This is a genomic window from Sphingomonas melonis DAPP-PG 224, assembly GCF_000379045.1.
GTDB lineage: Bacteria > Pseudomonadota > Alphaproteobacteria > Sphingomonadales > Sphingomonadaceae > Sphingomonas > Sphingomonas aquatilis.
The window spans coordinates 1,833,923-1,859,357 of sequence record NZ_KB900605.1; the positions used below are offsets into that span (position 1 = coordinate 1,833,923).

General features: G+C 65.2%; 37 protein-coding genes and 1 tRNA gene. 29 read left to right on the plus strand and 9 right to left on the minus strand.

All coding sequences use genetic code 11. The annotated features are described in order from the left end of the window. Nucleotides 1–17 precede the first annotated feature (17 nt). The 7 genes from SPHME3_RS0108925 to SPHME3_RS0108955 form a co-directional block, all read right to left on the minus strand. Nucleotides 18–758: a TorF family putative porin gene (locus SPHME3_RS0108925; RefSeq protein ID WP_017979503.1), complete on the minus strand. Its 741-nt coding sequence runs from the start codon at nt 756–758 to the stop codon at nt 18–20. After that, nucleotides 755–1,228: a hypothetical protein gene (locus tag SPHME3_RS0108930; protein ID WP_231292037.1), complete on the minus strand. Its 474-nt coding sequence runs from the start codon at nt 1,226–1,228 to the stop codon at nt 755–757. The genes SPHME3_RS0108925 and SPHME3_RS0108930 overlap by 4 nt, the downstream gene beginning before the upstream one ends. Before the next feature lie 185 nt (nt 1,229–1,413). Beyond that, nucleotides 1,414–1,950, minus strand: a complete 537-nt coding sequence (nusG, locus tag SPHME3_RS0108935) for a transcription termination/antitermination protein NusG (protein ID WP_017979501.1) — start codon at nt 1,948–1,950, stop codon at nt 1,414–1,416. Between the two features lie 11 nt (nt 1,951–1,961). After that, nucleotides 1,962–2,159, minus strand: coding sequence for a preprotein translocase subunit SecE (gene secE / locus SPHME3_RS0108940; RefSeq protein WP_017979500.1), 198 nt, complete (start codon nt 2,157–2,159; stop codon nt 1,962–1,964). A 173-nt stretch (nt 2,160–2,332) separates the two neighbouring features. Continuing rightward, the gene (locus tag SPHME3_RS21330) at nt 2,333–2,476 is read right to left on the minus strand and encodes a hypothetical protein (protein ID WP_017979499.1); all 144 of its coding nucleotides are present in this window, start codon (nt 2,474–2,476) and stop codon (nt 2,333–2,335) included. Nucleotides 2,477–2,611: 135 nt separating this feature from the next. Further along, nucleotides 2,612–2,687 (minus strand) — tRNA-Trp (locus SPHME3_RS0108950). Nucleotides 2,688–2,770: 83 nt separating this feature from the next. After that, the gene (locus tag SPHME3_RS0108955) at nt 2,771–3,367 is read right to left on the minus strand and encodes a hypothetical protein (protein ID WP_017979498.1); all 597 of its coding nucleotides are present in this window, start codon (nt 3,365–3,367) and stop codon (nt 2,771–2,773) included. Between the two features lie 302 nt (nt 3,368–3,669). On the opposite strand from SPHME3_RS0108955, the gene rpsL reads away from it, so the two are divergent. The 24 genes from rpsL to rpmD all read left to right on the plus strand — a co-directional run bounded on the left by rpsL (nt 3,670) and on the right by rpmD (nt 17,837). Further along, nucleotides 3,670–4,041 (plus strand): 30S ribosomal protein S12, encoded by a 372-nt coding sequence (rpsL, locus tag SPHME3_RS0108960; protein ID WP_010185487.1) that lies wholly within the window; start codon nt 3,670–3,672, stop codon nt 4,039–4,041. Between the two features lie 57 nt (nt 4,042–4,098). Continuing rightward, on the plus strand, nt 4,099–4,569 hold the full coding sequence (gene rpsG / locus SPHME3_RS0108965) for a 30S ribosomal protein S7 (RefSeq protein ID WP_017979497.1): 471 nt from the start codon (nt 4,099–4,101) through the stop codon (nt 4,567–4,569). 84 nt (nt 4,570–4,653) lie between these two features. After that, nucleotides 4,654–6,747 carry an elongation factor G gene (gene fusA, locus SPHME3_RS0108970; RefSeq protein WP_017979496.1) on the plus strand — a complete coding sequence of 698 codons (2,094 nt, stop codon included), beginning with the start codon at nt 4,654–4,656 and terminating at the stop codon, nt 6,745–6,747. Between the two features lie 204 nt (nt 6,748–6,951). After that, nucleotides 6,952–8,145: an elongation factor Tu gene (gene tuf / locus SPHME3_RS0108975; protein ID WP_017979495.1), complete on the plus strand. Its 1,194-nt coding sequence runs from the start codon at nt 6,952–6,954 to the stop codon at nt 8,143–8,145. Nucleotides 8,146–8,407: 262 nt separating this feature from the next. Beyond that, a complete protein-coding gene (rpsJ, locus tag SPHME3_RS0108980) occupies nt 8,408–8,716 on the plus strand; it encodes a 30S ribosomal protein S10 (protein ID WP_007406109.1) in 309 nt (102 codons plus the stop codon). A gap of 288 nt (nt 8,717–9,004) precedes the next feature. Then, nucleotides 9,005–9,754, plus strand: coding sequence for a 50S ribosomal protein L3 (rplC, locus tag SPHME3_RS0108985; RefSeq protein WP_018250686.1), 750 nt, complete (start codon nt 9,005–9,007; stop codon nt 9,752–9,754). 2 nt (nt 9,755–9,756) lie between these two features. Further along, entirely contained in the window at nt 9,757–10,383 is a 627-nt protein-coding gene (rplD, locus tag SPHME3_RS0108990; RefSeq protein WP_017979493.1) for a 50S ribosomal protein L4, read from the plus strand. Then, nucleotides 10,376–10,687 carry a 50S ribosomal protein L23 gene (locus SPHME3_RS0108995; RefSeq protein WP_017979492.1) on the plus strand — a complete coding sequence of 104 codons (312 nt, stop codon included), beginning with the start codon at nt 10,376–10,378 and terminating at the stop codon, nt 10,685–10,687. The genes rplD and SPHME3_RS0108995 overlap by 8 nt, the downstream gene beginning before the upstream one ends. Before the next feature lie 5 nt (nt 10,688–10,692). Next, entirely contained in the window at nt 10,693–11,532 is an 840-nt protein-coding gene (rplB, locus tag SPHME3_RS0109000) for a 50S ribosomal protein L2 (RefSeq protein ID WP_017979491.1), read from the plus strand. Between the two features lie 3 nt (nt 11,533–11,535). Beyond that, nucleotides 11,536–11,811: a 30S ribosomal protein S19 gene (gene rpsS / locus SPHME3_RS0109005; protein ID WP_017979490.1), complete on the plus strand. Its 276-nt coding sequence runs from the start codon at nt 11,536–11,538 to the stop codon at nt 11,809–11,811. Then, on the plus strand, nt 11,811–12,188 hold the full coding sequence (gene rplV, locus SPHME3_RS0109010) for a 50S ribosomal protein L22 (protein WP_017979489.1): 378 nt from the start codon (nt 11,811–11,813) through the stop codon (nt 12,186–12,188). The genes rpsS and rplV overlap by 1 nt, the downstream gene beginning before the upstream one ends. Next, on the plus strand, nt 12,188–12,895 hold the full coding sequence (rpsC, locus tag SPHME3_RS0109015; RefSeq protein WP_017979488.1) for a 30S ribosomal protein S3: 708 nt from the start codon (nt 12,188–12,190) through the stop codon (nt 12,893–12,895). The genes rplV and rpsC overlap by 1 nt, the downstream gene beginning before the upstream one ends. A gap of 13 nt (nt 12,896–12,908) precedes the next feature. Continuing rightward, entirely contained in the window at nt 12,909–13,343 is a 435-nt protein-coding gene (gene rplP / locus SPHME3_RS0109020; protein ID WP_017979487.1) for a 50S ribosomal protein L16, read from the plus strand. A 1-nt stretch (nt 13,344) separates the two neighbouring features. After that, nucleotides 13,345–13,548, plus strand: coding sequence for a 50S ribosomal protein L29 (gene rpmC, locus SPHME3_RS0109025; RefSeq protein WP_017979486.1), 204 nt, complete (start codon nt 13,345–13,347; stop codon nt 13,546–13,548). A gap of 11 nt (nt 13,549–13,559) precedes the next feature. Next, nucleotides 13,560–13,832 (plus strand): 30S ribosomal protein S17, encoded by a 273-nt coding sequence (gene rpsQ / locus SPHME3_RS0109030; RefSeq protein ID WP_017979485.1) that lies wholly within the window; start codon nt 13,560–13,562, stop codon nt 13,830–13,832. Nucleotides 13,833–13,998: 166 nt separating this feature from the next. Beyond that, nucleotides 13,999–14,367, plus strand: coding sequence for a 50S ribosomal protein L14 (gene rplN / locus SPHME3_RS0109035; RefSeq protein ID WP_017979484.1), 369 nt, complete (start codon nt 13,999–14,001; stop codon nt 14,365–14,367). Next, a complete protein-coding gene (gene rplX, locus SPHME3_RS0109040; RefSeq protein WP_017979483.1) occupies nt 14,367–14,684 on the plus strand; it encodes a 50S ribosomal protein L24 in 318 nt (105 codons plus the stop codon). Before rplN ends, rplX begins: the two co-directional genes overlap by 1 nt. After that, on the plus strand, nt 14,677–15,261 hold the full coding sequence (gene rplE, locus SPHME3_RS0109045; RefSeq protein WP_017979482.1) for a 50S ribosomal protein L5: 585 nt from the start codon (nt 14,677–14,679) through the stop codon (nt 15,259–15,261). Before rplX ends, rplE begins: the two co-directional genes overlap by 8 nt. A 41-nt stretch (nt 15,262–15,302) precedes the next feature. Continuing rightward, complete coding sequence (gene rpsN, locus SPHME3_RS0109050; RefSeq protein WP_017979481.1) at nt 15,303–15,608, plus strand: 30S ribosomal protein S14; 306 nt, start codon at nt 15,303–15,305, stop codon at nt 15,606–15,608. A gap of 9 nt (nt 15,609–15,617) precedes the next feature. Continuing rightward, complete coding sequence (gene rpsH, locus SPHME3_RS0109055; RefSeq protein ID WP_017979480.1) at nt 15,618–16,013, plus strand: 30S ribosomal protein S8; 396 nt, start codon at nt 15,618–15,620, stop codon at nt 16,011–16,013. Further along, nucleotides 16,013–16,546 (plus strand): 50S ribosomal protein L6, encoded by a 534-nt coding sequence (rplF, locus tag SPHME3_RS0109060; RefSeq protein ID WP_017979479.1) that lies wholly within the window; start codon nt 16,013–16,015, stop codon nt 16,544–16,546. The genes rpsH and rplF overlap by 1 nt, the downstream gene beginning before the upstream one ends. Then, nucleotides 16,546–16,902: a 50S ribosomal protein L18 gene (gene rplR, locus SPHME3_RS0109065; RefSeq protein WP_017979478.1), complete on the plus strand. Its 357-nt coding sequence runs from the start codon at nt 16,546–16,548 to the stop codon at nt 16,900–16,902. The genes rplF and rplR overlap by 1 nt, the downstream gene beginning before the upstream one ends. A 2-nt stretch (nt 16,903–16,904) precedes the next feature. Next, nucleotides 16,905–17,654 (plus strand): 30S ribosomal protein S5, encoded by a 750-nt coding sequence (gene rpsE / locus SPHME3_RS0109070; protein ID WP_017979477.1) that lies wholly within the window; start codon nt 16,905–16,907, stop codon nt 17,652–17,654. 6 nt (nt 17,655–17,660) lie between these two features. Next, nucleotides 17,661–17,837: a 50S ribosomal protein L30 gene (gene rpmD, locus SPHME3_RS0109075; RefSeq protein WP_017979476.1), complete on the plus strand. Its 177-nt coding sequence runs from the start codon at nt 17,661–17,663 to the stop codon at nt 17,835–17,837. A gap of 114 nt (nt 17,838–17,951) precedes the next feature. Here rpmD and SPHME3_RS0109080 read toward each other — a convergent pair whose 3' ends face one another. Beyond that, the gene (locus SPHME3_RS0109080) at nt 17,952–18,449 is read right to left on the minus strand and encodes a hypothetical protein (protein WP_018250504.1); all 498 of its coding nucleotides are present in this window, start codon (nt 18,447–18,449) and stop codon (nt 17,952–17,954) included. A gap of 322 nt (nt 18,450–18,771) precedes the next feature. After that, on the minus strand, nt 18,772–19,929 hold the full coding sequence (locus SPHME3_RS0109085; protein ID WP_172436192.1) for an IS110 family RNA-guided transposase: 1,158 nt from the start codon (nt 19,927–19,929) through the stop codon (nt 18,772–18,774). 406 nt (nt 19,930–20,335) lie between these two features. Here SPHME3_RS0109085 and SPHME3_RS0109090 point away from each other — a divergent pair, with 406 nt between their 5' ends. The 5 genes from SPHME3_RS0109090 to SPHME3_RS0109110 all read left to right on the plus strand — a co-directional run bounded on the left by SPHME3_RS0109090 (nt 20,336) and on the right by SPHME3_RS0109110 (nt 25,387). Beyond that, nucleotides 20,336–21,385: an acyltransferase family protein gene (locus SPHME3_RS0109090; RefSeq protein ID WP_017979474.1), complete on the plus strand. Its 1,050-nt coding sequence runs from the start codon at nt 20,336–20,338 to the stop codon at nt 21,383–21,385. Between the two features lie 85 nt (nt 21,386–21,470). Next, nucleotides 21,471–22,013: a 50S ribosomal protein L15 gene (gene rplO / locus SPHME3_RS0109095; RefSeq protein WP_017979473.1), complete on the plus strand. Its 543-nt coding sequence runs from the start codon at nt 21,471–21,473 to the stop codon at nt 22,011–22,013. 224 nt (nt 22,014–22,237) lie between these two features. After that, entirely contained in the window at nt 22,238–23,602 is a 1,365-nt protein-coding gene (gene secY, locus SPHME3_RS0109100) for a preprotein translocase subunit SecY (protein ID WP_017979472.1), read from the plus strand. Nucleotides 23,603–23,641: 39 nt separating this feature from the next. Beyond that, a complete protein-coding gene (locus SPHME3_RS0109105; RefSeq protein WP_017979471.1) occupies nt 23,642–24,289 on the plus strand; it encodes an adenylate kinase in 648 nt (215 codons plus the stop codon). Nucleotides 24,290–24,691: 402 nt separating this feature from the next. Next, nucleotides 24,692–25,387 carry a winged helix-turn-helix domain-containing protein gene (locus tag SPHME3_RS0109110; RefSeq protein ID WP_017979470.1) on the plus strand — a complete coding sequence of 232 codons (696 nt, stop codon included), beginning with the start codon at nt 24,692–24,694 and terminating at the stop codon, nt 25,385–25,387. Nucleotides 25,388–25,435: the final 48 nt, after the last annotated feature.

The window sequence follows — 25,435 nt, forward strand, 5'->3', positions numbered from 1 at the left end:
CGTGGCGATGCGCGGGATCAGAAGTCGAAGCGGACCCGGCCGAGCAGCCTGTCGCCGGCATGGCCCGCATCCGCGAACGGCCCGAACGCATCGGCGCGCGTGACGTCCGTCCCGACATAGTCGACGCCCAGCGTCAGGCGATCGCGGCGATATTCGACGCCGAGCCGCCAATCGGTATAGGCGCCGCCGGGGCGCAACCGCTCCGCGCGAACCGGGTCGCTGACCGTTCCCGACGAATGGCCGACGCCGGCGATCGCGGTCAGCGGCGTGCCGGGGAGGCCCGCGCTCGCATTGGCATAGAGGTACAGGTTGCTGCCCCCGATCGCACGCTGCTCGGGCGCCCAGATCGCCCCCGCGGTCAGATCGGCGGGGCCATAGGTGTAGCTCGCCGATCCGCCGAGTTCGGCATAGTCCATGTTTCCACGGGCGCCGCCGAAGATATGCGCGGTGCCCTGCGCGCGCAGCCGCACCGCCCCGACGTCCCACCCGCTGCCGAGCGTCAGGTCGGCAACCGCGTCCGCGCCCCAGTGCCGGTCCGATCCGCGCAGCGCCGCGACGCGCGCCGTGAGATCGAGGCCGTAGCCGCTCACCGTGGCATCCCCCGCGATCGAGGCGCGGCCCTCGCTCCAGCTGATGCCGCGGCGATTCTCGTCCGTCGTCGCCTCGACTCCGGCGCTGGTCGCGAGTTGCGCGATGGCGGGCGTGGTCGCCAGCAGTGCGCCGGCAGCGAGGGCGGCTTTCGCAAGGATGTCGATCATCCGGCGGCAACGCTGCCGTGGAGACGGTCGAGCTCGGCACGCAATATGTCATGATCCTCGCGGGCGACCGCCTGGATGTGTCGGTCCAGAGCGATGGACTGCGCGGCGACGTCACGCGCGATGGCGTCGCGCTGGCCGGCGCACCAGCCGGGACGATGGCCGGATAGCGACCGATCGCTCACAAAGCTGCGCTGCGTGGTGGCGCCGGTCGCGGTGGTGGCGTGGCGCTCGACCGCGAGCTGGGCGGTCCAGTGGCAGCGCAGGCTGGCGGCGCGGCCGGCGGGCGCGACGGCGCCGATCTGGCGATGGTCGACCACCAACGCGCCGCGATACCGGGCGGTGACGGGGCCGCTGTGATGATCGAGCTGTGCGCTGTGGTCGATCGTCACCGTCGGCGCGACATTACGCGCCATCGCTGGTGCCGCCAGACCAAGCGTCAGGGCCAGCACGGGAAGGTGAGGGGGCATCATGGGTCTCCTGCGGCGGTCCCGGCCTTTGGGCCGGTGACCGTGATGCAGGCACAATGGCCGAACGCGTGCCGGGTTGCCACCGTGGCGCCCTGGCCGGTCGGCCGGAAACACAATAAAACCGGAGCCTAAGCCCCGGTTTTCCCGTGTGTTTCTGCAAGATTGCCAGCGCCACGCGCCGGCAGGACTTACTTGCTGCGTTCGACCTGTTCGAAGTCCAGCTCGACCGGGGTCGCGCGGCCGAAGATCGACACCGACACCTTGACCTTCGCCTTGTCGAAATCGAGCTCCTCGACGACGCCGTTGAAGCTCGCGAACGGACCCTCGAGCACCTTGACCGCATCGCCGATCTCATAATCGACCTTGATCTTGGTCTTGGGCGCGGCGGCCGCTTCTTCCTTGCTGTTGAGCATGCGGGCGGCTTCCGCCTCGCTGATCGCCTGCGGCTTGCCCATGCTGCCGAGGAAGCCGGTGACCTTGGGCGTGTTCTTGACGAGGTGATAGACGTCGTCGTTCATGTTCAGCTTGGCGAGCACATAGCCCGGCATGAACTTGCGCTCGACCGCGATCTTCTTGCCGCGACGGGCTTCCGTGACCGTCTCGGTCGGCACTTCGATCTGCTCGACCAGCTGCTCCAGGCCGAGGCGCGTCGCCTCTGCCATGATCGCGTCGCGAACCTTGCCCTCGAAGCCCGAATAGGCGTGAATGATGTACCAGCGCGCCATTGCCTGAACCTTTACTTCGCGAGCTTGAGCAGCGCCTGGACGACCGCGTTGAAGAACGTATCAACGCCCAGGAAGAACAGCGCGAGGATGGTCGTCATGATGACCACCATGACGCCCGTCATGATCGTCTCGCGCCGGGTCGGCCAGACCACCTTCTTGGTTTCGGCCTGGACCTGGCGGATGAATTCGATGGGGGTCGTCTTTGCCACTGTTTTTCTCAGAAACCCGCTGGAATCACGAAAATCCGTACCGCCGGGGCATGAGCCTTCCGCCGCTTTCCCGTGATGGGAAACCGGCGCTGCCCGTCCTCAGCTGTCGGATGGCCTGCGCAAATAGCCGTACGGGGCGCCGAACGCAAGGGCGGCCCGCCTGCCTCACGCGATCAATGGCCGTAGCGTTTGATCCCGCGCCGCCGCAGCTTGTCCCGCTTGCGCTTGCGCAACTTCAGGACGAGCACCGGCGTGCCGATCAGAAGCAGAACCGCGATAATCGCAATGACGAGGGTGTGGCGGGTCGCTTCATCCATGATGCGGGCGCGTGTAGGGACGACCGACGGCGGCGTAAACAACCTTCGTCAAGGATTATGACAGATCATTCATCTGTCAGTCTTATTTTTCGAAGAGTTCGTCGCGATGCGCGTGTTCGCCGTTACGTGGCGAACTGGCAGGAGTGCACGGACTCGAACCGTGGGCCCTCGGTTTTGGAGACCGATGCTCTACCAACTGAGCTACACTCCTGCAGCCGGGGGCGGCCTCTAGCGCTGTCCGGGCGAAACCGCAAGCGGCTCGTGTGACGAAAGACGCCGCGCGGGCCGAATGCGTCAGGCGGCGAGGCGGATCGGGCGGCGCACGACGATATTGTCGTTCGCTGCTTGGCACCGGATGGGGGTCGGCAGGGGGAGGGCAAGGACCATCACCACGAAGCCGAGCACGCCCGGCGGCAGTGGCAGGAGCATGGCCAGCACGACGATCCCTAAGCGGGCTTCGGCGAACACGGCGGCCGGACGGGTGATCGTGCCGCGGGCCGTCAGCCACGCACTCGTGCCGACGCCGATTGCGGCGACCAAAGCGAGGCTTGTCGGCCATGCTGCGGGAAGCGTCGCCAGATTCGGCAGCTGAGCGGCCGGCGCGTTCCATGGCAGGCGGGTGGCGACCAGCAGCCCGATGACGGCAGCCACGGGCAGGTGTCGGATCGCGCCGCGGCCGATGGCGAGGCCCAGGCATAGCGGCGCCAGGAGCAGCCCCGCCGGGGACAAGGCGACGCCCAACGCCGCGGCGATCGCCATATCGCGATGGCGGCGTTCGTGCGCGGCGAACAGCGCGGCGGTGATGGCCAGCAAGGCCAAAGCGTCGCTCCAGCCGGTATCGGGCAACAGGCCCGCCACCACCGCCGCGCTCGCAAGCGCCGCGACCGGCATGGGGGGGGGGGCAGGACGAAACGGCGGCATGGGCGCGTTCTGCACCGGGACCGGTTGCCGCGTGGTTAAGGCGTCATCATGCCCGTACGGTAGCGTGGCCGGACCGCCCTGGATTGACCGCCGGCCCGACTCTGCGTATAGGCCCGCCCGTTCCATCGGAGCGATCCGGTGGGCAAGCTTGAACATTGCTGGATGCAAAAGTTGTGGGGCCGGGGTGGCGTTTCGCCGTCCGCGTCCCTTTTTGTATTCCGAAGTGCTGTGATGGCTCCAGCAAAGTAACCCATATACGAGGTGAAGGCTTCATGCCGACGATCAACCAGCTGGTCCGCAAGGGCCGCGACCCGCAGAAGGCCAAGTCGAAGGTCCCTGCGATGGAGCAGAACCCGCAGAAGCGCGGCGTCTGCACCCGCGTCTACACGACGACCCCGAAGAAGCCGAACTCGGCGCTTCGCAAGGTGGCCAAGGTTCGCCTGACCAACAGCCGCGAAGTCATTTCGTACATCCCGGGCGAAGGCCACAACCTGCAGGAGCACTCGGTGGTGCTCATCCGCGGCGGCCGTGTGCGCGATCTTCCCGGCGTGCGCTACCACGTCCTGCGCGGCGTGCTCGACACGCAGGGCGTCAAGGATCGTCGCCAGTCCCGCTCCAAGTACGGCGCCAAGCGTCCGAAGTAAGCCGGTCGGCCTCCCGAGAGGCTCGTCCAGAAGGCTGAAGTTTGAAAGGTTTTTGAAATGGCACGTCGTCGTCGTCCCGAAAAGCGGGTCATCCTGCCTGATCCCAAGTTCGGGGATGAGGTTCTGTCGAAGTTCATGAATTCGGTGATGCTGGACGGCAAGAAGTCCGTCGCAGAACTCATCGTCTACGGTGCTCTGGAAACCGTCGAGCAGCGCGCGAAGCGCGAGCCGATCGGCGTGTTCCACGACGCGCTGAACAACATCAAGCCGGGCATCGAAGTGCGCTCGCGCCGCGTCGGCGGTGCGACCTATCAGGTCCCCGTCGAGGTTCGTCCGGAGCGCGCCCAGGCGCTCGCGATCCGCTGGCTCATCGCCGCGGCGCGTGCCCGCAGCGAGAACACCATGTCGGCCCGCCTCTCGGGCGAGCTGATGGACGCCGCCAACAACCGCGGCAACGCGGTGAAGAAGCGCGAAGACACGCACCGCATGGCGGAAGCGAACCGGGCGTTCTCGCACTACCGCTGGTAAGGCTTGGAAGCGCACCGCTTTTAAACTATATCATGGGGAGCCGGCGAAAGCTGCGCTCCCCATATCTCTAAGGAAATCACGATCATGGCCCGCAGCCATCCGCTCGAGCGCTATCGCAATATCGGCATCATGGCGCACATCGACGCCGGCAAGACGACCACGACCGAGCGCATCCTCTATTACACCGGCAAGTCCTACAAGATCGGCGAAGTGCACGAAGGCACCGCGACGATGGACTGGATGGAGCAGGAGCAGGAGCGCGGGATCACGATCACGTCGGCCGCCACCACCTGCAAGTGGAAGGCCGAAGAGGGTCAGGGCCCTGAGCACCTGATCAACATCATCGACACGCCGGGCCACGTCGACTTCACCATCGAAGTCGAGCGTTCGCTGCGCGTCCTCGACGGCGCGGTCGCGTGCTTCGACGGCGTTGCCGGCGTCGAACCGCAGTCGGAAACCGTGTGGCGTCAGGCCGACAAGTACGGCGTGCCGCGCATGTGCTTCGTCAACAAGCTCGACCGTACCGGCGCCGACTTCTATTTCTGCGTGAACTCGATCATCGAGCGTCTCGGTGCGAAGCCGGCCGTGCTGTATCTGCCGATCGGTGTCGAGGGCGGCTTCAAGGGCCTGGTCGACCTGGTTGAGAACCGCGCGATCATCTGGCTCGAGGAATCGCTCGGCGCGAAGTTCGAATATCAGGACATCCCGGCCGACATGGTCGAGAAGGCGGCGAAGTACCGCAACGACCTGATCGAACTCGCCGTCGAGCAGGACGACGAGGCGATGGAAGCGTACCTCGAGGGCAACGAGCCCGACACGAAGACGCTGAAGGCGCTGATCCGCAAGGGTACGCTGTCGATGGCGTTCGTGCCGGTCGTCTGCGGCTCGGCGTTCAAGAACAAGGGCGTGCAGCCCCTGCTCGACGCGGTCGTCGACTATCTGCCGAGCCCGCTCGACGTGCCGGCGATCAACGGCGTGAAGTTGGACGGCGAAACGCCGGACGAGCGTCCGTCGTCGGACGACGCGCCGTTCTCGGCGCTGGCGTTCAAGATCATGAACGATCCGTTCGTCGGCTCGCTCACCTTCGCGCGCATCTATTCGGGCGTCCTGGTCAAGGGCGGCTACCTGAACTCGGTGAAGGACAAGAAGGAAAAGATCGGCCGTATGCTCCTCATGCACGCGAATTCGCGTGAGGACATCGAAGAGGCGCGTGCGGGCGACATCGTCGCGCTGGCGGGTCTCAAGGAAACGACGACGGGCGACACGCTTTGCGATCCGGCGCACCCGATCATCCTGGAGCGCATGGAATTCCCCGAGCCGGTCATCGAGCTGTCGGTGGAGCCGAAGACCAAGGCCGACCAGGAAAAGATGGGCATCGCGCTCAACCGCCTGGCTGCCGAGGATCCCTCGTTCCGCGTGTCGACCGATCACGAATCGGGCCAGACGATCATCAAGGGGATGGGCGAACTCCACCTCGAGATTCTCGTCGACCGCATGAAGCGCGAGTTCAAGGTCGAGGCAAACGTCGGTGCGCCGCAGGTGGCGTATCGCGAATACCTCAAGAAGGCCGTGGATATCGACTACACGCACAAGAAGCAGTCGGGCGGCACCGGTCAGTTCGGTCGCGTGAAGGTGAAGCTGACGCCGGGCGAGCGTGGCGCGGGCATCGTCTTCAAGGACGAGATCAAGGGCGGTAACATTCCGCGCGAATATATCCCTGCGATCGAAAAGGGCTTCCGCGAGACGGCGGCCACGGGTTCGCTGGTCGGCTTCCCGATCATCGACTTCGACATCACGCTGTATGACGGCGCGTACCACGACGTCGACTCGTCGGCGCTGGCGTTCGAAATCACCGCGCGCGGTGCGATGCGTGAAGGCGCCCAGAAGGCGGGCATCACGCTGCTCGAGCCGGTCATGAAGGTCGAGGTCGTTACCCCTGAGGACTATCTGGGCGACGTCATCGGCGACATGAACTCGCGTCGTGGCCAGATCCAGGGCACCGACACGCGCGGCAACGCGCAGGCGGTGACCGCGATGGTCCCGCTGGCGAACATGTTCGGCTACGTGAACTCGCTGCGCTCGTTCACGCAGGGCCGCGCCAGCTACTCGATGCAGTTCTCGCACTATGACGAAGTGCCGCAGAACGTCGCAGACGAAGTGAAGGCGAAGATGGCCTGAGGCGCATAGGGCCAAGCACGCTTGGCCCTAAGTCGCCGCAAGGCCGGCCGGCGGGGCGACGCAGTCGAGCCCGTCCGACGACTGGGGATTTACTCCCCGGTCGGCCTCTCCCACGAGGGGCTGGCATTACCCACAAACTCCCGCTAAAGGGCCGCGTTCGCGTAGCCCCCCGGCGGCACCGAATTCGAATCAGAAGGTAGGAAAATGGCTAAGGCAAAATTCGAGCGGAACAAGCCGCACCTCAACATCGGCACCATTGGTCACGTCGACCATGGCAAGACCTCGCTGACCGCAGCGATCACGAAGGTGCTGGCCGACCAGGGTCTGTCGGAAAAGGTCGATTTCGAAAACATCGACAAGGCTCCGGAAGAGCGCGCTCGCGGCATCACCATCTCGACCGCGCACGTCGAGTATGAGACGGCCAACCGTCACTATGCGCACGTCGACTGCCCGGGTCACGCCGACTACGTGAAGAACATGATCACCGGTGCCGCCCAGATGGACGGCGCGATCCTGGTCGTGTCCTCGACCGACGGCCCGATGCCGCAGACCCGCGAGCACATCCTGCTTGCCCGTCAGGTCGGCGTGCCGGCGATGGTCGTGTTCATGAACAAGGTCGACCTGGTCGACGACGAGGAAATCCTCGAGCTGGTCGAGCTGGAAATCCGCGAGCTGCTCAGCTCGTACGAATTCCCGGGCGACGACATCCCCGTCATCAAGGGTTCGGCGACCTGCGCGCTGTCGGGTTCGAACGACAAGTTCGGCAAGGAAGCCGTGCTCGAGCTGATGGCCGCCGTCGACGACTACATCCCGCAGCCGGAGCGTCCGCTCGACAAGCCGTTCATGATGCCGATCGAAGACGTGTTCTCGATCTCGGGTCGCGGCACCGTGGTCACCGGCCGTGTCGAAACCGGCATCATCAAGGTTGGTGAAGAAGTCGAAATCGTCGGCATCCACCCGGAAGTCCGCAAGACCACCGTCACCGGCGTCGAAATGTTCCGCAAGCTGCTCGACCAGGGCCAGGCGGGTGACAACGTCGGCGCGCTGATCCGTGGCGTCGCTCGTGACGAAGTCGAGCGTGGCCAGGTGCTCTGCAAGCCGGGTTCGATCAAGCCGCACACCGACTTCAAGTCGGAAGTGTACGTGCTGTCGAAGGAAGAAGGCGGCCGTCACACCCCGTTCTTCGCGAACTATCGTCCGCAGTTCTACTTCCGTACCACGGACGTGACCGGCACCGTCGAGCTGCCCGAGGGCACCGAGATGGTCATGCCTGGCGACAACATCGCGCTCGGCATCAAGCTGATCGCGCCGATCGCCATGGACGTCGGCCAGCGCTTCACCATCCGTGAGGGCGGTCGTACCGTCGGCGCGGGCGTCGTGAGCGCGATCGACAAGTAAGAACCAGACGGGGCGGGGTCTTCCCCGCGCCGACCGGAACAGCAGCAGCCCGGCTCTCCCAAAAAAGGAGAGTCGGGCTGTTGCCTTTTTATGAGGGCCGCCGTATTGGGCCGCCCTTCAGTTTTATTGAGTTTCGGCTCTTTCTCGTCGTCCCGCTGTTTCAGTGGGATCTCATCCCGCCGGTCCAGCACCTGCGGCACGAGTCCTCCGCATCACCGCGGTGGAGACGGCCGGGGTCGTGCTCCTCGCATCGGTAGGGATCATGGACAGCAACATCCGTATTCGCCTCAAGGCGTTCGACCATCGCGTTCTCGACCAGGCGACCGGCGATATCGCCGACACCGCGCGTCGCACCGGCGCGCTCATCCGCGGCCCGATTCCGCTGCCGACCCGCATCGAGAAGTTCACCGTCAACCGCGGCCCGCACATCGACAAGAAGTCGCGCGAGCAGTTCGAAGTGCGCACCTACAAGCGCATGCTCGACATCGTGCAGCCGACCCCGCAGACGGTCGATGCGCTGATGAAGCTCGACCTCGCCGCTGGCGTTGACGTCGAGATCAAGCTGGCGTAATGGCCCGCATCCCCGCGGTCGACGTGAGTCCCGCGGGTTTGCTGTTTTCCGCGTGATGCGGTGGCAGCCGGTTAGGAACCCCGCCTCGTGGGGCCCCTGACAGACACGAGATACCGCCGGCTCTACGGAGCCGGGCCAGCGTCTCCCGTCACGTCCCCGGCAACGGGGGCATCCAGCCCGGGACGGGGCCGACGCAGTTACACACGGGTTGGATGATCCTTCTTCGGAAGGGTCGCACGCACGTTCGGGAATGGTCCCGGCGTGCCTCTGTAAAAGGAGTGCAGGATCATGCGTACCGGCGTGATCGCGAAGAAAATGGGGATGACCCGCCTGTTTCAGGACGACGGCCGCCACGTGCCCGTCACCGTCCTGCAGCTTGAAGGCGTTCAGGTCGTCGCCCGTCGCGAAATGGATCGTGATGGCTACACCGCCGTCCAGCTCGGTGCTGGCGTCGCCAAGGCCAAGAATGTCGCCAAGCCGCAGCGCGGCCACTTCGGCAAGGCCGAAGTCGAGCCCAAGGCGGTCGTCTGCGAGTTCCGCGTGACCGAGGACAACCTCCTCGACGTCGGCGCCGAACTGTCGGCCGACCACTTCGTTGCCGGCCAGCTGGTCGACATTCAGGGTCGTACCCAGGGTAAGGGCTTTGCCGGCGCCATGAAGCGCTGGAACTTCGGCGGTCTGCGCGCGACGCACGGCGTCTCGGTCAGCCACCGTTCGCACGGTTCGACGGGTAACCGTCAGGATCCGGGCCGCGTCTTCAAGAACAAGAAGATGGCCGGTCACATGGGCGACAAGAACCGCACCCAGCAGAACCTGGAAGTCGTCGGCACCGACGTCGAGCGCGGCCTGATCTTCGTGAAGGGCTCGGTGCCCGGTTCGAAGGGTGGCTGGCTGTTCGTGAAGGACGCCGTCAAGGTGAAGGCGCACGCCGACACCCCGTATCCCGCCAGCCTGAAGCAGGCTGCCAACAGCAACACCGCCGCCGACACGCCCGCTGAGACGAGCGCGCCGGAAGCGACCGACGGCCAGGAGGGCTGAACGTGAAGGTCAAGGTTCAATCCTTCGCCGGCACCGCTGCGGCGGACGTCGAGCTCAACGACGAGGTCTTCGGCCTCGATCCGCGCGCCGACATCCTGCACCGCGTCGTGACCTGGCAGCTGGAAAAGCGTCGCGAGACGGCACGTGGCACGCGCGAGCGCGCCGATGTCGCCCGTTCGGGTAAGAAGCTCGGTCGCCAGAAGGGCGGCGGTGTGGCCCGTCACGGCGATCGCCGCGCTCCGGTGTTCGTTGGTGGTGGTAAGGCGCACGGCGCCCGCGTCCGCGACTTCAATCCGTCGCTGAACAAGAAGATCCGCGCCCTCGGTCTCAAGATGGCTCTGTCGAGCCATGCGAAGGCCGGCTCGCTGATCGTCATGGACAGCCTGGCGGTGGAGAACGGCAAGACGAAGACGCTGGTCGGCGATCTCGCCAAGGTCGGCTTCGGCAAGACCGCGCTGGTGATCGACGGCGACGCCGTCGAGACGAGCTTCGCGCTGGCCGCCGGCAACCTGCACGGCATCAACGTCCTGCCGTCGGCCGGTGCCAACGTCTATGACATCCTGAAGGCTGACACGCTGGTGCTGACCCGCGCGGCGGTCGAAAAGCTGGAGGCTCGCTTCAATGGCTAAGCAGCAGAAGGCCGTCGACAACCGTCATTATGACGTGATCGTCGCGCCGCACATCACCGAAAAGGCGACGTTGCTCTCCGAGCATAACGCCGTCGTCTTCAAGGTCGCAGGCGATGCGACCAAGCCGCAGATCAAGGCTGCCGTCGAAGCGCTCTTCGACGTCACCGTGACCGGCGTGAACACGATCGTCCAGAAGGGCAAGACCAAGAAGTGGAAGGGCGCTCCGTACCAGCGCTCCGACATGAAGAAGGCCATTGTCACCCTGAAGGACGGCCAGTCCATCGACGTGACGACGGGGATCTAAGGGTCATGGCACTCAAGCATTACAACCCGACGACGCCCGCGCAGCGCGGCCTCGTCCTCGTCGACAAGTCCTCCCTGTGGAAGGGCAAGCCGGTCAAGGCGCTTACCGAAGGCAAGCGCAAGAGCGGCGGTCGCAACAACAAGGGCCATGTGACCTCGCGCGGCATCGCCGGCGGTCACAAGCAGAAGTACCGCTACGTCGACTTCAAGCGTCGCAAGTGGGACGTCGAGGGCACTGTCGAGCGGCTCGAATATGACCCCAACCGCACGGCGTTCATCGCGCTGGTGAAGTATGCCGACGAAGAGCTGGCCTACATCATCGCGCCGCAGCGTCTGGCACCGGGCGACAAGATCATCGCCGCCAAGAAGACGGACACCAAGCCGGGCAACGCGATGGAGATCGGTCAGGTCCCCGTCGGCACCATCGTCCACAACGTGGAGATGAAGCCGGGCAAGGGCGGCCAGATCGCCCGTTCGGCCGGCACCTACGTGCAGGTCGTCGGTCGTGACCGCGGCATGGTCATCGTCCGCCTGAACTCGGGCGAGCAGCGCTACATCCGTGGCGAGTGCATGGCGACGGTCGGTGCGGTGTCGAACCCGGACAACCAGAACCAGAACCTGGGCAAGGCCGGTCGTTCGCGCTGGATGGGCAAGCGGCCGCTGACCCGCGGTGTCGCGAAGAACCCGGTCGACCACCCGCACGGCGGTGGTGAAGGCCGGACCTCGGGCGGCCGTCATCCGGTCACGCCTTGGGGCAAGCCGACGAAGGGTGCGCGCACCCGTCACAACAAGTCGACCGACAAGATGATCATCCGGTCGCGTCATTCGACCAAGAGGAAGGGCTAAACCATGGCTCGTTCAGTCTGGAAGGGCCCGTTCGTCGAACTGAGCCTTCTGAAGAAGGCGGAAACCGCGCAGGATGCCGGTGGCCGCGCGCCGATCAAGACCTGGTCGCGTCGTTCCACCATCCTGCCGTCGTTCGTCGGCCTCACGTTCAACGTCTACAACGGCCGCAAGTTCGTGCCGGTGTCGGTCAATGAAGACATGGTCGGCATGAAGCTGGGTGAGTTTGCGCCGACGCGCTACTTCCCAGGTCACGCCGCTGACAAGAAGGGCAAGCGCTGATGAGCAAGCCTGCATCCCCCCGTAAGGTCGGCGACAAGGAAGCCCTGTCGGTCGGCACCCAGATCCGTGGCTCGGCGCAGAAGCTGAACCTGGTCGCTGGCCTCATCCGCGGCAAGAAGGCCGGCGATGCGATGAACATCCTCTCCTTCTCGACGAAGGCGATGGCGGTCGACGCGCGCAAGGTCCTGGCTTCGGCCATCGCCAATGCCGAGAACAACCACAACCTCGACGTCGACGCGCTCGTCGTCGCCGAGGCGTCGGTCGGCAAGTCGATCACCATGAAGCGCTTCGCGACCCGCGGCCGTGGCAAGTCCACCCGCATCCTGAAGCCGTTCAGCCGTCTGCGCATCGTCGTGCGCGAGCAGGAAGAAGCATAATGGGTCACAAGAGCAACCCGATCGGCATGCGGCTCCAGATCAACCGGACCTGGGACAGCCGCTGGTTCGCCGAGGGCCATGACTATGGCCAGCTGCTGCTGGAGGATCTGAAGATCCGCCAGTACATCGTGAAGACGCTGCCGCAGGCGGCGATCTCGAAGGTGGTGATCGAGCGTCCGGCCAAGCTGTGCCGCATCTCGATCTTCGCTGCCCGTCCCGGTGTGATCATCGGCAAGAAGGGCTCGGACATCGAAAAGCTGCGCAAGACGCTCGGCGCGATGACCAAGTCGGACGTGTCGCTGAACATCGTCGAAATCCGCAAGCCGGAAATCGACGCGCGCCTCGTCGCGCAGGGCATCGCCGACCAGCTCGAGCGTCGTATCGCCTTCCGCCGCGCCATGAAGCGCGCGGTGCAGTCGGCGATGCGCCTGGGTGCCGATGGCATCAAGGTGATGTGCGGTGGCCGTCTTGGCGGCGCCGAGATCGCTCGTACCGAGAGCTATCGTGAAGGTCGCGTTCCGCTGCACACGCTGCGCGCGAACATCGACTATGCCGAGGCCGAAGCCCACACGTCCTATGGCGTGTGCGGCGTGAAGGTCTGGGTCTTCAAGGGCGAGATCCTCGGCCATGACCCGATGGCGACCGACCGGCTGATGATGGAGGCTCAGACCTCCGGCGTCCGTCCGGCTCGTGACGACCGTCGTTAAGGACTGACACACCATGTTGCAGCCAAAGCGCACCAAATTCCGCAAGGCCTTCAAGGGCCGCATCCATGGCGATGCAAAGGGCGGCACCAGCCTGAACTTCGGGTCGTACGGCCTGAAGGCGATGGAGCCGGACCGGATCACCGCCCGTCAGATCGAAGCGGCCCGCCGCGCGATCACGCGTCACATCCGCCGTCAGGGCCGGTTGTGGATCCGCGTGTTCCCGGACGTGCCGGTCTCGTCGAAGCCTGCCGAAGTCCGCATGGGCTCGGGTAAGGGTTCGCCGGAATTCTGGGCCGCCCGCGTCAAGCCGGGCCGGATCCTGTTCGAGCTGGACGGCGTCGAGGGCAAGATCGCCGCGGAGGCGTTCGAGCGCGCCGCGATGAAGCTCCCGATCAAGACCAAGGTCGTTGCCCGCCTGGGCGACACCTCGCACCTCGGAGGCGAGTAAGATGGCCAAGACCGATTTCGTCAGCCAGAGCGACGATCAGCTCGCCGAGAACCTCGGCCAGCTGAAGCGCGAGCAGTTCAACCTCCGCTTCCAGGCGGCGACGAACCAGCTCGAAAAGTCGAGCCGCGTGCGTGAAGTCCGTCGCGACATCGCGCGGATCAAGACCCTGCAGTCGCAGCGCACCCGCGCCGCGGCCGCCAAGTAAGGAATTAGCACATGCCGAAGCGCGTGCTGACCGGACTGATCGTCTCCGACAAGGGCGACAAGACGGTGGTTGTGAACGTCGAGCGTAAGGTGAAGCACCCGCTCTACGGCAAGATCATCCGCCGTTCGAAGAAGTACCACGCCCATGACGAGGCGAATGAGTACAAGCAGGGCGAGACCGTGCGCATCGAAGAGACTGCGCCGATCTCGAAGCTGAAGACCTGGAAGGTGATCGATCGGGTGAACACCCATGCGACGCCGGAACGGGTCGACGTCGACGCATAAGTCACGCCGCCGGCCATCGTGCCGGCGGATGGCAAGGGCAGGGCTTGCGTCCTGCCAGCGGAGCGGTTACAGGGCCGCTCCCCCGGTGCAGTCCGCTGCGCCGGGGTCATTGTTTTAGGCGGGGTTGGGTCGGTATCCACCCCATTGACGAGAAGGAAATGGATCAATGATCCAGATGCAATCCAATCTCGACGTCGCTGACAACAGCGGCGCGAAGCGGGTGCAGTGCATCAAGGTGCTGGGTGGCTCGAAGCGCCGCACGGCATCGGTCGGCGACATCATCGTCGTGTCGATCAAGGAAGCGCAGCCCCGCGGCAAGGTGAAGAAGGGTGACGTGCATCGCGCGGTCATCGTTCGCACCGCCAAGGACATTCATCGTGCCGATGGTTCGACCATCCGCTTCGACGGCAACGCCGCCGTCCTGGTCAACAAGAACGAGGAGCCGATCGGCACCCGTATCTTCGGCCCGGTCGTGCGCGAGCTGCGTGGCAAGAAGCACATGAAGATCATCTCTCTGGCGCCGGAGGTGCTGTAATGGCCGCCGCGAAGATCAAGAAGGGCGATCGCGTCATCGTCCTGTCCGGCAAGGACAAGGGCAAGACCGGCACCGTGACCGTCGCCATGCCGAAGGACGGCAAGGTCGTGGTCGAGGGCGTTAACGTCGCGACCCGTCACCGCAAGCCGACCCAGGCGAACCCGCAGGGTGGCCTGGAGCGCACCGAAGCGCCGATGCACATCTCGAAGGTCGCGCACGTGACCGCCGACGGCAAGCCCACCCGCGTCCGTTTCGAGACGCAGGACGGCAAGAAGGTCCGCGTGGCCGTGAAGTCCGGGGAGAAGATCGATGGCTGATGCCTACAAGCCCCGGATGAAGGGCATTTACGAAGACACGATCATCAAGGCGATGGTCGAGAAGTTCGGCTACAAGAACGTCAACGAGATCCCCCGGATCGAGAAGATCGTGCTGAACATGGGCGTTGGCGAAGCGACCCAGGACAAGAAGCGTGTCGATCAGGCCGCGTCGGAAATGGAGCTGATCGCGGGCCAGAAGCCGGTGATCACCAAGGCCAAGAAGTCGATCGCGCAGTTCAAGCTGCGTGAAGGCATGCCGATCGGCGTCAAGGTGACGCTGCGTCGCGAGCGCATGTACGAGTTCTTGGACCGTTTCATCACGATCGCGCTGCCCCGCGTGCGCGACTTCCGTGGTCTGAACCCCAAGTCCTTCGACGGTCGCGGCAACTATGCCTGCGGCATCAAGGAACAGATCATTTTCCCCGAGATCAACTATGACCGCATCGACAAGGTGCGCGGCATGGACGTGATCGTCACCACCACCGCGAAGACGGACGACGAGGCGCGCGAGCTGCTCCGCCTGTTCGGCTTCCCGTTCCCTCAGCCCGAGGCTGAGCAGCAGAAGCAGGCCGCGTGAGCGGTCTGGCTTCCCTGAAGTAAGGAAGAGAGCTTAAGTCCATGGCGAAACTGAGTTCGATCAACAAGAACGAGCGTCGCAAGAAGCTGGTAAAGCAGTACGCTCCCAAGCTTGCGAAGCTGAAGGCCCAGGCAAACGACAAGAGCCTGGACGAGAACGAGCGTCTGATCGCTCGCCTCAAGATGGCGGAACTGCCGCGCAACGCGAACCCGACCCGTATCCGCAACCGCTGCGAGATCACCGGTCGTCCGCGTGCATATTATCGCAAGTTCCGTCTTGCTCGCGTGATGCTGCGTGATCTGGCCAACAAGGGCATGATCCCCGGCCTGACCAAGTCGAGCTGGTAAGGATTTATCATGGCAGTGACCGATCCCTTGGGTGATTTGCTCACCCGCATCCGCAACGGCCAGCGCGCGAAGAAGGACAGCGTCCTTTCGCCCGCGTCGAAGCTGCGTCTGCGCGTCCTCGACGTGCTGCAGCGCGAAGGCTACATCCGTGGCTACAGCGACGAACAGATGGGCCCGGCCGCCGGCGTCCGCATCGAGCTGAAGTATTTCGAAGGCCAGCCGGCGATCAAGCACGTCGCGCGCGTCTCGAAGCCCGGCCGCCGCGTCTATTCCGGCTCGCAGGAACTCCCGCGCGTCCGCAACGGCCTCGGCATCACCATCGTCTCGACGCCGCGTGGCGTTCTCTCGGACGCGGAAGCGCGTGAGCAGAACGTCGGTGGCGAAGTGCTCGCGGAGGTGTTCTGATGAGCCGCATCGGTAAGAAGCCGGTCACCGTACCGGCGGGCGTGACCCCGACGATCAACGACGGCATCATCAGCGTGAAGGGCCCCAAGGGCACCCTCACCATGCCGCTGCGTGACGAGATCAGCTACACGCTCGAAGACGGCGGCATCTCGGTGCAGCCGGCCAACGACACCAAGCGCGCCCGCGCCTTCTGGGGCATGCAGCGCACGATGGTGCAGAACCTGGTGACGGGCGTCACCGACGGCTTCACCAAGAAGCTGCTCATCACCGGCGTCGGCTATCGCGCCGCGGCGCAGGGTCGTACCCTGAAGCTGCAGCTTGGCTACAGCCACGACGTCAACATCGACGTGCCGGAAGGCATCGAGGTGAAGACGCCGGACGCCACCACCGTCGAGATCAGCGGCGCGGACAAGCAGAAGGTCGGCCAGCTGGCCGCCGAGATCCGCCGCTGGCGCAAGCCGGAGCCGTACAAGGGCAAGGGCATCAAGTACGACGGCGAGTTCATCTTCCGCAAGGAAGGGAAGAAGAAGTAATGACCAAGGGTCTTTCTCTGTTCGCGAAGCGCCGTCGGCGCAATCGTACCGCGCTGAAGGCGCGTGCCGGCACCCGTCCGCGGCTGTCGGTCCATCGCTCGGGCAAGCACATCTATGCCCAGGTCATCGACGACGTCGCCGGCAAGACCGTCGCGTCGGCCTCGACGCTGGAAAAGGACGTGCGCGGCACCTCGGGCGCTAACATTGCGGCAGCGACCGCAGTCGGCACCCGCGTGGCGGAAGCGGCGAAGGCAGCGGGCGTGACGCAGGTCGTGTTCGATCGCGGCGGCTTCCTGTTCCACGGCCGTGTCAAGGCGCTGGCGGAAGCCGCGCGTGAAGCCGGATTGGAGTTCTGACGATGGCTGACGAAAACAACGTGCAGCCCGCAGCGGCTGAAGGCGCGCCCCAGGACGCGCAGCAGGGCCAGGGCGGCTTCGGCGGTCCGGGCGGTGGTCGCGGTCCTCGTGGCGGCCGTGGCGGCGGTCGTGGTCCCGGTGGTCCGGGCGGCAATCGCGGTGGCCGTGACGGCGGCCGTGGCGGTCGTCGCGACGATCGTCGTGGTGGCCAGGACGACGGCGGCGAAGAGCTGATCGAGAAGCTGGTCCACATCAACCGCGTCTCGAAGACGGTGAAGGGCGGCAAGCGCTTCGGCTTCGCAGCGCTGGTCGTCGTGGGCGACGGCAAGGGCCGCGTCGGCTTCGGTCATGGCAAGGCACGCGAAGTGCCGGAAGCCATTTCGAAGGCGACCGCATCGGCGAAGAAGGCGATGGTTCGCGTTCCGCTGAAGGACGGCCGCACGCTGCATCATGACGGCAACGGCCACTTCGGTGCCGGTCGCGTGACGCTGCGCTCGGCGCCGCAGGGCACCGGCATCATCGCCGGCGGTCCGATGCGCGCGATCTTCGAATCGCTCGGCGTCGCGGACGTCGTGACCAAGTCGGTCGGCACGTCGAACCCCTACAACATGATCCGCGCCACGTTCGAAGCGCTGGGTGAGCAGACTTCGCCGAAGTCGGTCGCACAGCGTCGTGGCAAGAAGATCGCCGACCTGCTCGGCCGCGGTGGTTCGCAGACCGCCGAGGCGGACGCAGCGGCCGTCACGGAGTAACGCGACATGGCGACGATCAAGATCAAGCAGACCGGTTCGCCGATCCGCCGCACGAAGGATCAGCGCGCGACGCTGATCGGCCTTGGCCTCAACAAGATGCACAAGGTCTCGGAGCTGGAAGACAGCCCCGAAGTGCGCGGCATGATCCGCAAGGTCCAGCATATGGTCGAAGTGCAGGGCTGAGCCCTCGCATTTCGATGGACAAAAAGAAGGGGTCGGTTCGCCGGCCCCTCACATGGGAGTTCTCAGGTCAAGAGGCTGTGCGGTAGAGCGTGCAGCCTCTTTCCTTCCGCACAATCATATCTGTTCTACCTTGCCGGTTCGGCTGCCAGCCGCAGCAATGAACCAAAACAGCGCGCCTGCAATAGCGCCTAATAGGGCAATTTGGCCGACGTAGTAGAAGTTCATCAGCCATCCGTAAGCAGTCAAAGATCCGTCGATGACGGTTGATCGTCCATCAATGCTCGCATTATCCGGTCGACTTATTAACGCGAGCACGAGCCAGGGAAGAGCGGCGACCACTGCACCAGTCGCAGCGCAGTTGATGATTGTCGCATTGACGTGTCGGCGTAACATGAAGAACGCCGGGAGCCCGATGATAAAGGCTGGAGGGTAAGCGCCAAACACGGCAAATGCCACAGCGCTCCGCCAGATCCGTTCGAGCGGATCGGTGATGCCCTCATATGCTGGCATAGCAATAGCCATCAACAAGGCGGCTGCGCCCGGGACCACTACAAAGGCGAGGATCACCCGCCAAATTGAAGGATAGGTGCGCTTGGCTCGTGCGGCGTACATGACGCCAGCTTATCGCTTTGTCGTCGCCATTCCAGATCAATCGTCAGGAATGGTCAGAGCGTCAGGCCATGGTCGTCCTCCTCAATTTCTGGATCACTGGCCTGAGCCTGTTGCAACAAGCGTCCCGGTGACCGGTCCGCTCTAACCTCACATCCGGTCGCCGCTCGTGCGCGGCTGCACCACAATCCCGCTTGCGTCGGGTCTGGCTCAGGAGACGGGACCAACCTTTTTTTCGGCATCTGAAGCCAACAGGGACCTCCGGTCCGTCCACCTGGATCCGGCAGGGACGATGCCCTGCGGGAACTCGTATCGGGTTACGTGCTCATGCGGCCTTCAGCAGCGCGCCTGCGGGCACCACGCCGGCCGAGACGAACTGCCACAGCGCGATCAGCAGCTTGCGTGCGACTGCCACGATCATGACCCGCCGCGCGCGACCACCGTTCGCGCCCACCCGCTCCGCGTACCACTTCGTCAGCTCCGAGTCCGGCTGATGACGCAGCCACAGCCAGGCGACCTGGATCATGGTCGTTCGCAACCGCTTGTTGCCCGCCTTGGACACGCCCTGCTCCCGGTCCATGCTGCCGCTTTGCCACGGTGATGGGGCCAGCCCGGCATAGGCGGCGACCTGTCGTCGATTGCTGAAGCTGCGGAAGAACGCTTCTGCGTGCAGCACGCCGGCGAACTCAGGACCGATGCCGCGCAACTGGATGAGCCGGGGACCAGTGTCCGCCTCACCGGCGGCATCCGACCGCGGCTCGAGCAGCGCGTCGCGCTCGGCTTCGACCTGCTTGATCTGGCCGACGACCATCTCCAGCCGGTCCAGCTCGCGCTCGATCTCGCGGCGAACATGCCGGGGCAGCGGTCGTCCATCGCCGGTCACCAGTTCGTCCAGCCGCGCCCGCCGGTCGGCGCGCAGTGGCTCGTAGTCGCCGACCCCTTGCGCGAACAGCAGGCCCTTGATGCGGTTGACGTGCCGCACCCGCTCCACGACCAAAGCCCGCCGCTCGCGCGAGATGCGTCGCCGGTCCTCGTCCTCGACGCTCGGCACCGCCACCATCGCACACACCCGCGGCTCCCCGCGCTTGTAGGCCAGCAGCGTGCGGACCAGCGCCTCGCCGTCGAGCTTGTCCGTCTTGGCGCGCCGGCTGCGTCGTGAAGCGGCAATCGAGGCGGCGTCGACGACGTAGCTCTCGATACCCTCGCGCACCAGGCAGCGGTGTATCCAGAAGCCGTCGAGGCCCGCCTCCTGGATGACGACCAACGGGTACTGCTCGCCCATCCGCGCCTCGGCCTTCGCCTGTAACTGCGCGAACCGCTCCAGGAGTGCCGGCACGTCGCTGCCCTTCACCTGATGCCGCGAGATCCGCTCGCCGCGACCCGGCGACAGCGACGTCACCAGCCAGGTGGAGCGGCTCAGCTCCAGCGACACGAAGATTGCGTTCAGCTGCGTGCTGACGGCGGCATGGCATGAGACGGACACGGGCACGGGCAACCTCCTTCACGACAAAGCGGGAAGGTCAGTCTGCCTCAACCGGCGCCAGCCCGCGCCCATGGGATCTTTTTTTTGTTTGGTGGAGGTGGGCTCGCGCGGCGTGGAGCTATCGCCTTTGTCATCGGGAGTGATCAGCAAGCTCAGGCACATGGTGCATTACCCGCTGCCACTCCTCCCGTGGGCGTTCCCGCGGAGACGGGCATCTCGTGCGGCCAGCGTCAGTCGCTAGCGTGTCTGGATCCCCGCCTCCGCGGGGATGAAGGGAGGAGGAGGCGACGAGCTGTGTTTCGACGCCTAGCGCCCTCTATCGCGCAATCCATCCTATGGGCAAAGGGCAGCGATCTGTGCCACCTAGTCGCATGATCCCTGCACGACGTTTGCGCGACCGGCTTTGATGACCGCCAGGCCGCAGCCCCCCGCGCTGAGCCCCCACGTCCGCGCGCTGCTCGACGCCGCGCGCGCCTGCGCCGCGCTGTACGTCGTCGCGCACCATGTCGCCAAAGGCTATGGATTCCCCGGATTGACCGGGCACCTGCTGCGCTTCGGGCAGGAGGCGGTGATCGTCTTTTTCCTGCTCAGCGGCTTCGTGATCTTCGCGAACGAACGTGTCCGGGCGCTGTCGCCGCGGGGCTATGCGTGGCGACGCGTGCGGCGCATCTATCCGCCGCTGATCGTGGCGATGATCGTCTCGACGCTCGTCTATTGGGACAATGGCACGCTCGCCCGGCATTTCGACGCGGGACGGCTGATCGGCACGTTGCTGGCGATACAGGACGTGTCGACGCTGAAGCCCGGGGTGTGGGCCGATCCGTATCTGGGCAACGATCCGTTGTGGTCGCTGTCGTACGAAATTGCCTTCTACATCATCTTCCCCCCGACACTGGCGCTGTGGGCCAAGCGGCCGGCGCTGACGACGCATGCGGTGGGCGCGATCGGCTGCGGGGCCTATGCGCTGTTCGCGATGGTGCCGAACCATCTGGCGCTGGTGATCGCCTATTATCCCTTGTGGTGGGCGGGCGCGATGGCGGCACAGGCCTATCTCGATGGGGAGCGGAGCGTCCGGGCGATCGCGGTGCCGCTGGCATGGCTGGTCGCGCTCTGTGGCGTCGCGCTGGTGGTGGCGCTGGTGCAGCCGCGATATGGGATCGGCCTCTATCCGATCTTGCCGCTGCGACATTTCGTGGTGGCCGCCGTCGTGGTTGCGGTGATGTTCGGTCCGATCGGCCGGCTGATGGGGCGTGCCAGCGCATGGTCGCCGGCGCTCTGGTCCGGGGTCGCGAGCATCTCTTATGGCCTCTACGTCCTGCACATGCCGCTGTTGGTCGATTGGCAGCGCGCCAAAGGGGCAGGGGGCTTCGCGCTGGCGGCGGTGCTGTTGATCGCGCTCGCGTGGTCCGTGGAGCGCTGGCTGCCACGTCTGCTGCCGCGGGCGCCCTCGCGCTGAAAGCACGTGACAAGCGAGGGCGATGCCGCTATGCGCGCCGGCTTCCAATCCATCAGCGCGTAACAAGCGAAAGCGAGTGCATATCATGAAGCTCAACGAACTCCGCGACAACCAGGGTGCCCGCAAGTCCAAGATCCGCGTCGGTCGCGGCATCGGCTCGGGTAAGGGCAAGACCGGCGGCCGCGGCGTCAAGGGTCAGAAGAGCCGCGAAGGTGTCAGCATCGCCGGCTTCGAGGGCGGTCAGATGCCGCTCCACATGCGTCTGCCGAAGCGCGGCTTCAACAACATCTTCGCCAAGGACTACGCCACGGTGAACACCGGCGCGATCCAGAAGGCGATCGATTCGGGCAAGCTGTCGGCCGAGGGCACGATCGATCAGGCGGCGCTGAAGGCGGCCGGTCTGGTGCGCGGCGGCAAGGACGGCGTGCGCGTGCTGGGCAAGGGCGACCTGACTGCCAAGCTGTCGTTCCACGTCGCGGGTGTTTCGGCCGGTGCGCGTGAGATGATCGAAAAGGCCGGTGGCTCGCTCGACATCCCGACGGTCGTCCCGGCGTCGGAGAAGGCCGCTGCCAAGAAGGGCGTCGCTTATAAGGCGCGCCAGGAAAAGAAGGCGTCGTTCAAGGCGTAAGCCGCTCTCGTCTCATCCTTCGTCATGCCGGGTTTGGCCCGGCATCTATCGGCCCGCTGGCGACACTGCGGCGGGCGAATGGACCCGGGGCCAACGACCCCGGGGGGACGAAGGGATGAGAAACGAGGTGCGTCGCGATTAGACAAGGCGCGCGTAGCGCCTATATGAGCGGCGGGGGCGGACAAACGCTTACCCGCCGTTTTCGTTTCAGGACACCGACACGCATGGCATCCGCAGCCGACCAGATGGCGCAAAGCATCAGCCTCGCGAAATTCGCGCAGGCGACCGACCTTAAAAAGCGGCTGTGGTTTACGATCGGCGCGCTGATCGTCTTCCGCCTGCTGTCCTACGTGCCGCTGCCGGGCATCGATCCGACCGCATTGGGCCTGCTGAGCCAGCGCACCACGGGCGGCGTGCTCGATTTCTTCAACACCTTCTCGGGCGGTTCGCTCAGCCGCATGTCGCTGATCGCGCTGGGCGTGATGCCGTACATCACGGCGTCGATCGTCGTGCAGCTGTCGACGTCGCTGTCGCCGCAGCTCGCCGCGATCAAGAAGGAAGGCGAATCGGGCCGCAAGAAGCTCAATCAGTACACGCGCTATGGCACGGTCGCGCTGACCGCGATCCAGGGCTATTTCATCGCCGTCGGCCTCGAAGCGCTGTCGGCCACCAATGGCGTGCAGGCGGTGATCGAGCCGGGCATGACCTTCCGCATCGCGGCGGTCATCAGCCTGATCGGCGGTACGATGTTCCTGATGTGGCTGGGTGAGCAGATCACCAGCCGCGGCATCGGCAACGGCGTGTCGCTCATCATCATGGCGGGCATCGTCGCCCACCTGCCGACCACGCTGGTCAACCTGCTGGAAGGCGGCCGCTCGGGCTCGATCGATGCGGTGCGCCTGATCGGCATCATCGTCGCGGTCGTCGCGCTGATCCTGTTCATCTGTTTCATGGAGCGCGCGCAGCGCCGCATCCTGATCCAATATCCGAAGCGCCAGACGCAGCGTGGCATGCAGGCGGATCGCAGCCACTTGCCGCTGAAGATCAACACCGCGGGCGTCATCCCGCCGATCTTCGCCTCGTCGCTGCTGCTGATGCCGCTGACCATCTCGCAGTTCGCCGGTCAGCGCGTCGCGGGCCAGTCGAAGTGGGGCGATTTCATCATCGCGCTCAACCAGTATCTGGCGCACGGTCAGCCCGTGTACATGGCGCTCTACGCCGCCGGCATCATCTTCTTCTCGTTCTTCTACACCGCCGTCGTCTTCAATCCGGAAGAGACCGCGGACAATCTGAAGCGCTATGGCGGGTTCATTCCCGGCATCCGCCCGGGCAAGAACACCGAGACCTATTTCGACTATGTGCTGACGCGCATCACGGTGATCGGCGCGGCCTATCTGGTCATCATCTGCCTGCTGCCGGAATATCTGGTGTCGGCACTGTCGATCCCCTTCTATTTGGGTGGCACGAGCCTGTTGATCGTCGTCAACGTGACGATGGACACGGTGACGCAGATCCAGAGCCATTTGCTGGCGCATCAATATGGCGACCTCATCAAGAAGGCGAAGCTGAAGGGCGGGCGCCTGCGTTAACGCCGCGACGACGATTGCACCGACGACAAGGGGACACGCGTGAACATCATCCTTCTCGGGCCGCCGGGGGCGGGCAAGGGCACCCAGGCGCAGCGGCTGATGGCCTCGCGCGGCATGGTGCAGCTGTCGACCGGCGACATGCTGCGCGCTGCGGTGAAGGCGGGCTCGCCCGTCGGGCTGCAGGCGAAGGCGGTGATGGATGCGGGCGAACTGGTGTCGGACGATATCGTCTCGGCGCTGATCGGCGAGCGGCTGGACCAGGGCGTCGGCGGGGGCGCGATCTTCGACGGCTATCCGCGCACCGCGGCGCAGGCTGCTTCGCTCGATTCGCTGCTCGAAGCGCGTGGCATGACGCTCGATCATGTCATCGAGCTGGAGGTCGACGAGGCTGCGCTGATCGAGCGCGTCGAGGGCCGCTACACCTGCGCCAAGTGTGGCGAGGGCTATCATGACCGGTTCAAGCTGCCCAAGGTCGCCGGCGTGTGCGACGTGTGCGGCTCGACCGAGTTCAAGCGCCGGCCGGACGACAATGCCGAGACCGTGCGCACGCGGATGAACGAATATCGCGCCAAGACCGCGCCGATCCTGCCGATCTACCAGGCCCGCGGCCTGGTGCAGCGGGTCAACGGGATGGCCGACATCGAGCATGTCGCGAACGAGATTGCGACAATCCTCGACGGCGAGTGAGCCCGCTCAGGTTCGAATAAGGAAAGGGCGGTCCGGTGGGGCCGCCCTTGTTCGTTTGGGCGGCTATCATCACCACGTAACCGTCATTCCCGCGCAGGCGGGAATCCATAACCTCTGACGTTTCGGCTGGATGCGGGACGGTAGCGCGTCTGGATTCCCGCCTTCGCGGGAATGACGGGAGTGGGGGCGATCGCCCGCAAATGACGCAATTGTCATGTCGCGGTCATCGCCCCTCCACCTCGCACTCTCTACACCGAACCCATGGTCGCCACGCGGCCGAACGGTTCGACGAGATCGGCGCCCGACACTCCCGGGGGTGCCGTGGCGGCCGGCGGAGGGCTTGCTTTCCGCGGCCGTTCCCGTTTGAAGGCAGACGGTTGCAGACAGGCGAAAGGAGCGCGCATGACCCGCAAGATCCTGGTGGTCGAAGACGATGCGTCGACCTCGGCCTATCTCGCCAAGGGCCTGTCCGAAGCCGGCTACGCGGTCGAAGCCGCGCATGACGGGCGTGACGGTCTGTTCCTCGCCAGCGAGGGCATCTTCGACCTCATCATCGCCGACCGCATGCTGCCGGGCCTCGACGGCCTCGCCATGGTCAGCGCGATTCGCGCGGCGGGGCTGGATACGCCGGTGCTGATCCTGTCCGCGCTGGGCGCCGTGGACGACCGCGTCGACGGCTTGAAGGCGGGTGCGGACGATTACCTCTGCAAGCCCTTCTCGTTCGCCGAACTGTCGGCCCGGATCGAAGCGCTTGTCCGCCGGTCGGACCGCGCCGGGGCGGAGCCGACCAAGACGCGCCTGTCGGTCGGCGACCTGGAGATCGACCTGCTCTCCCGCGCCGTCACCCGCGCCGGCCGATCGATCCCGCTCGGCGCGCGCGAATTCAACCTGTTGGAATTCCTTGCGCGGCATGCGGGGCAGGTGGTGACGCGCACGATGATGCTGGAGAAGATCTGGAACTACCATTTCGATCCCGGCAGCAACGTGGTCGACGTCCACATCGGTCGCCTCCGCCGCAAGCTGGAGGAAGGTTTTCCGACGCCGATCCTCCACACCGTGCGCGGTGCGGGCTACCGTCTGGCGGCCGACCCCGCCTGAGTTCGGCCGGTAGCGGCTGTCCTCCGCAAGGGGCCGTCCCGGACTGTC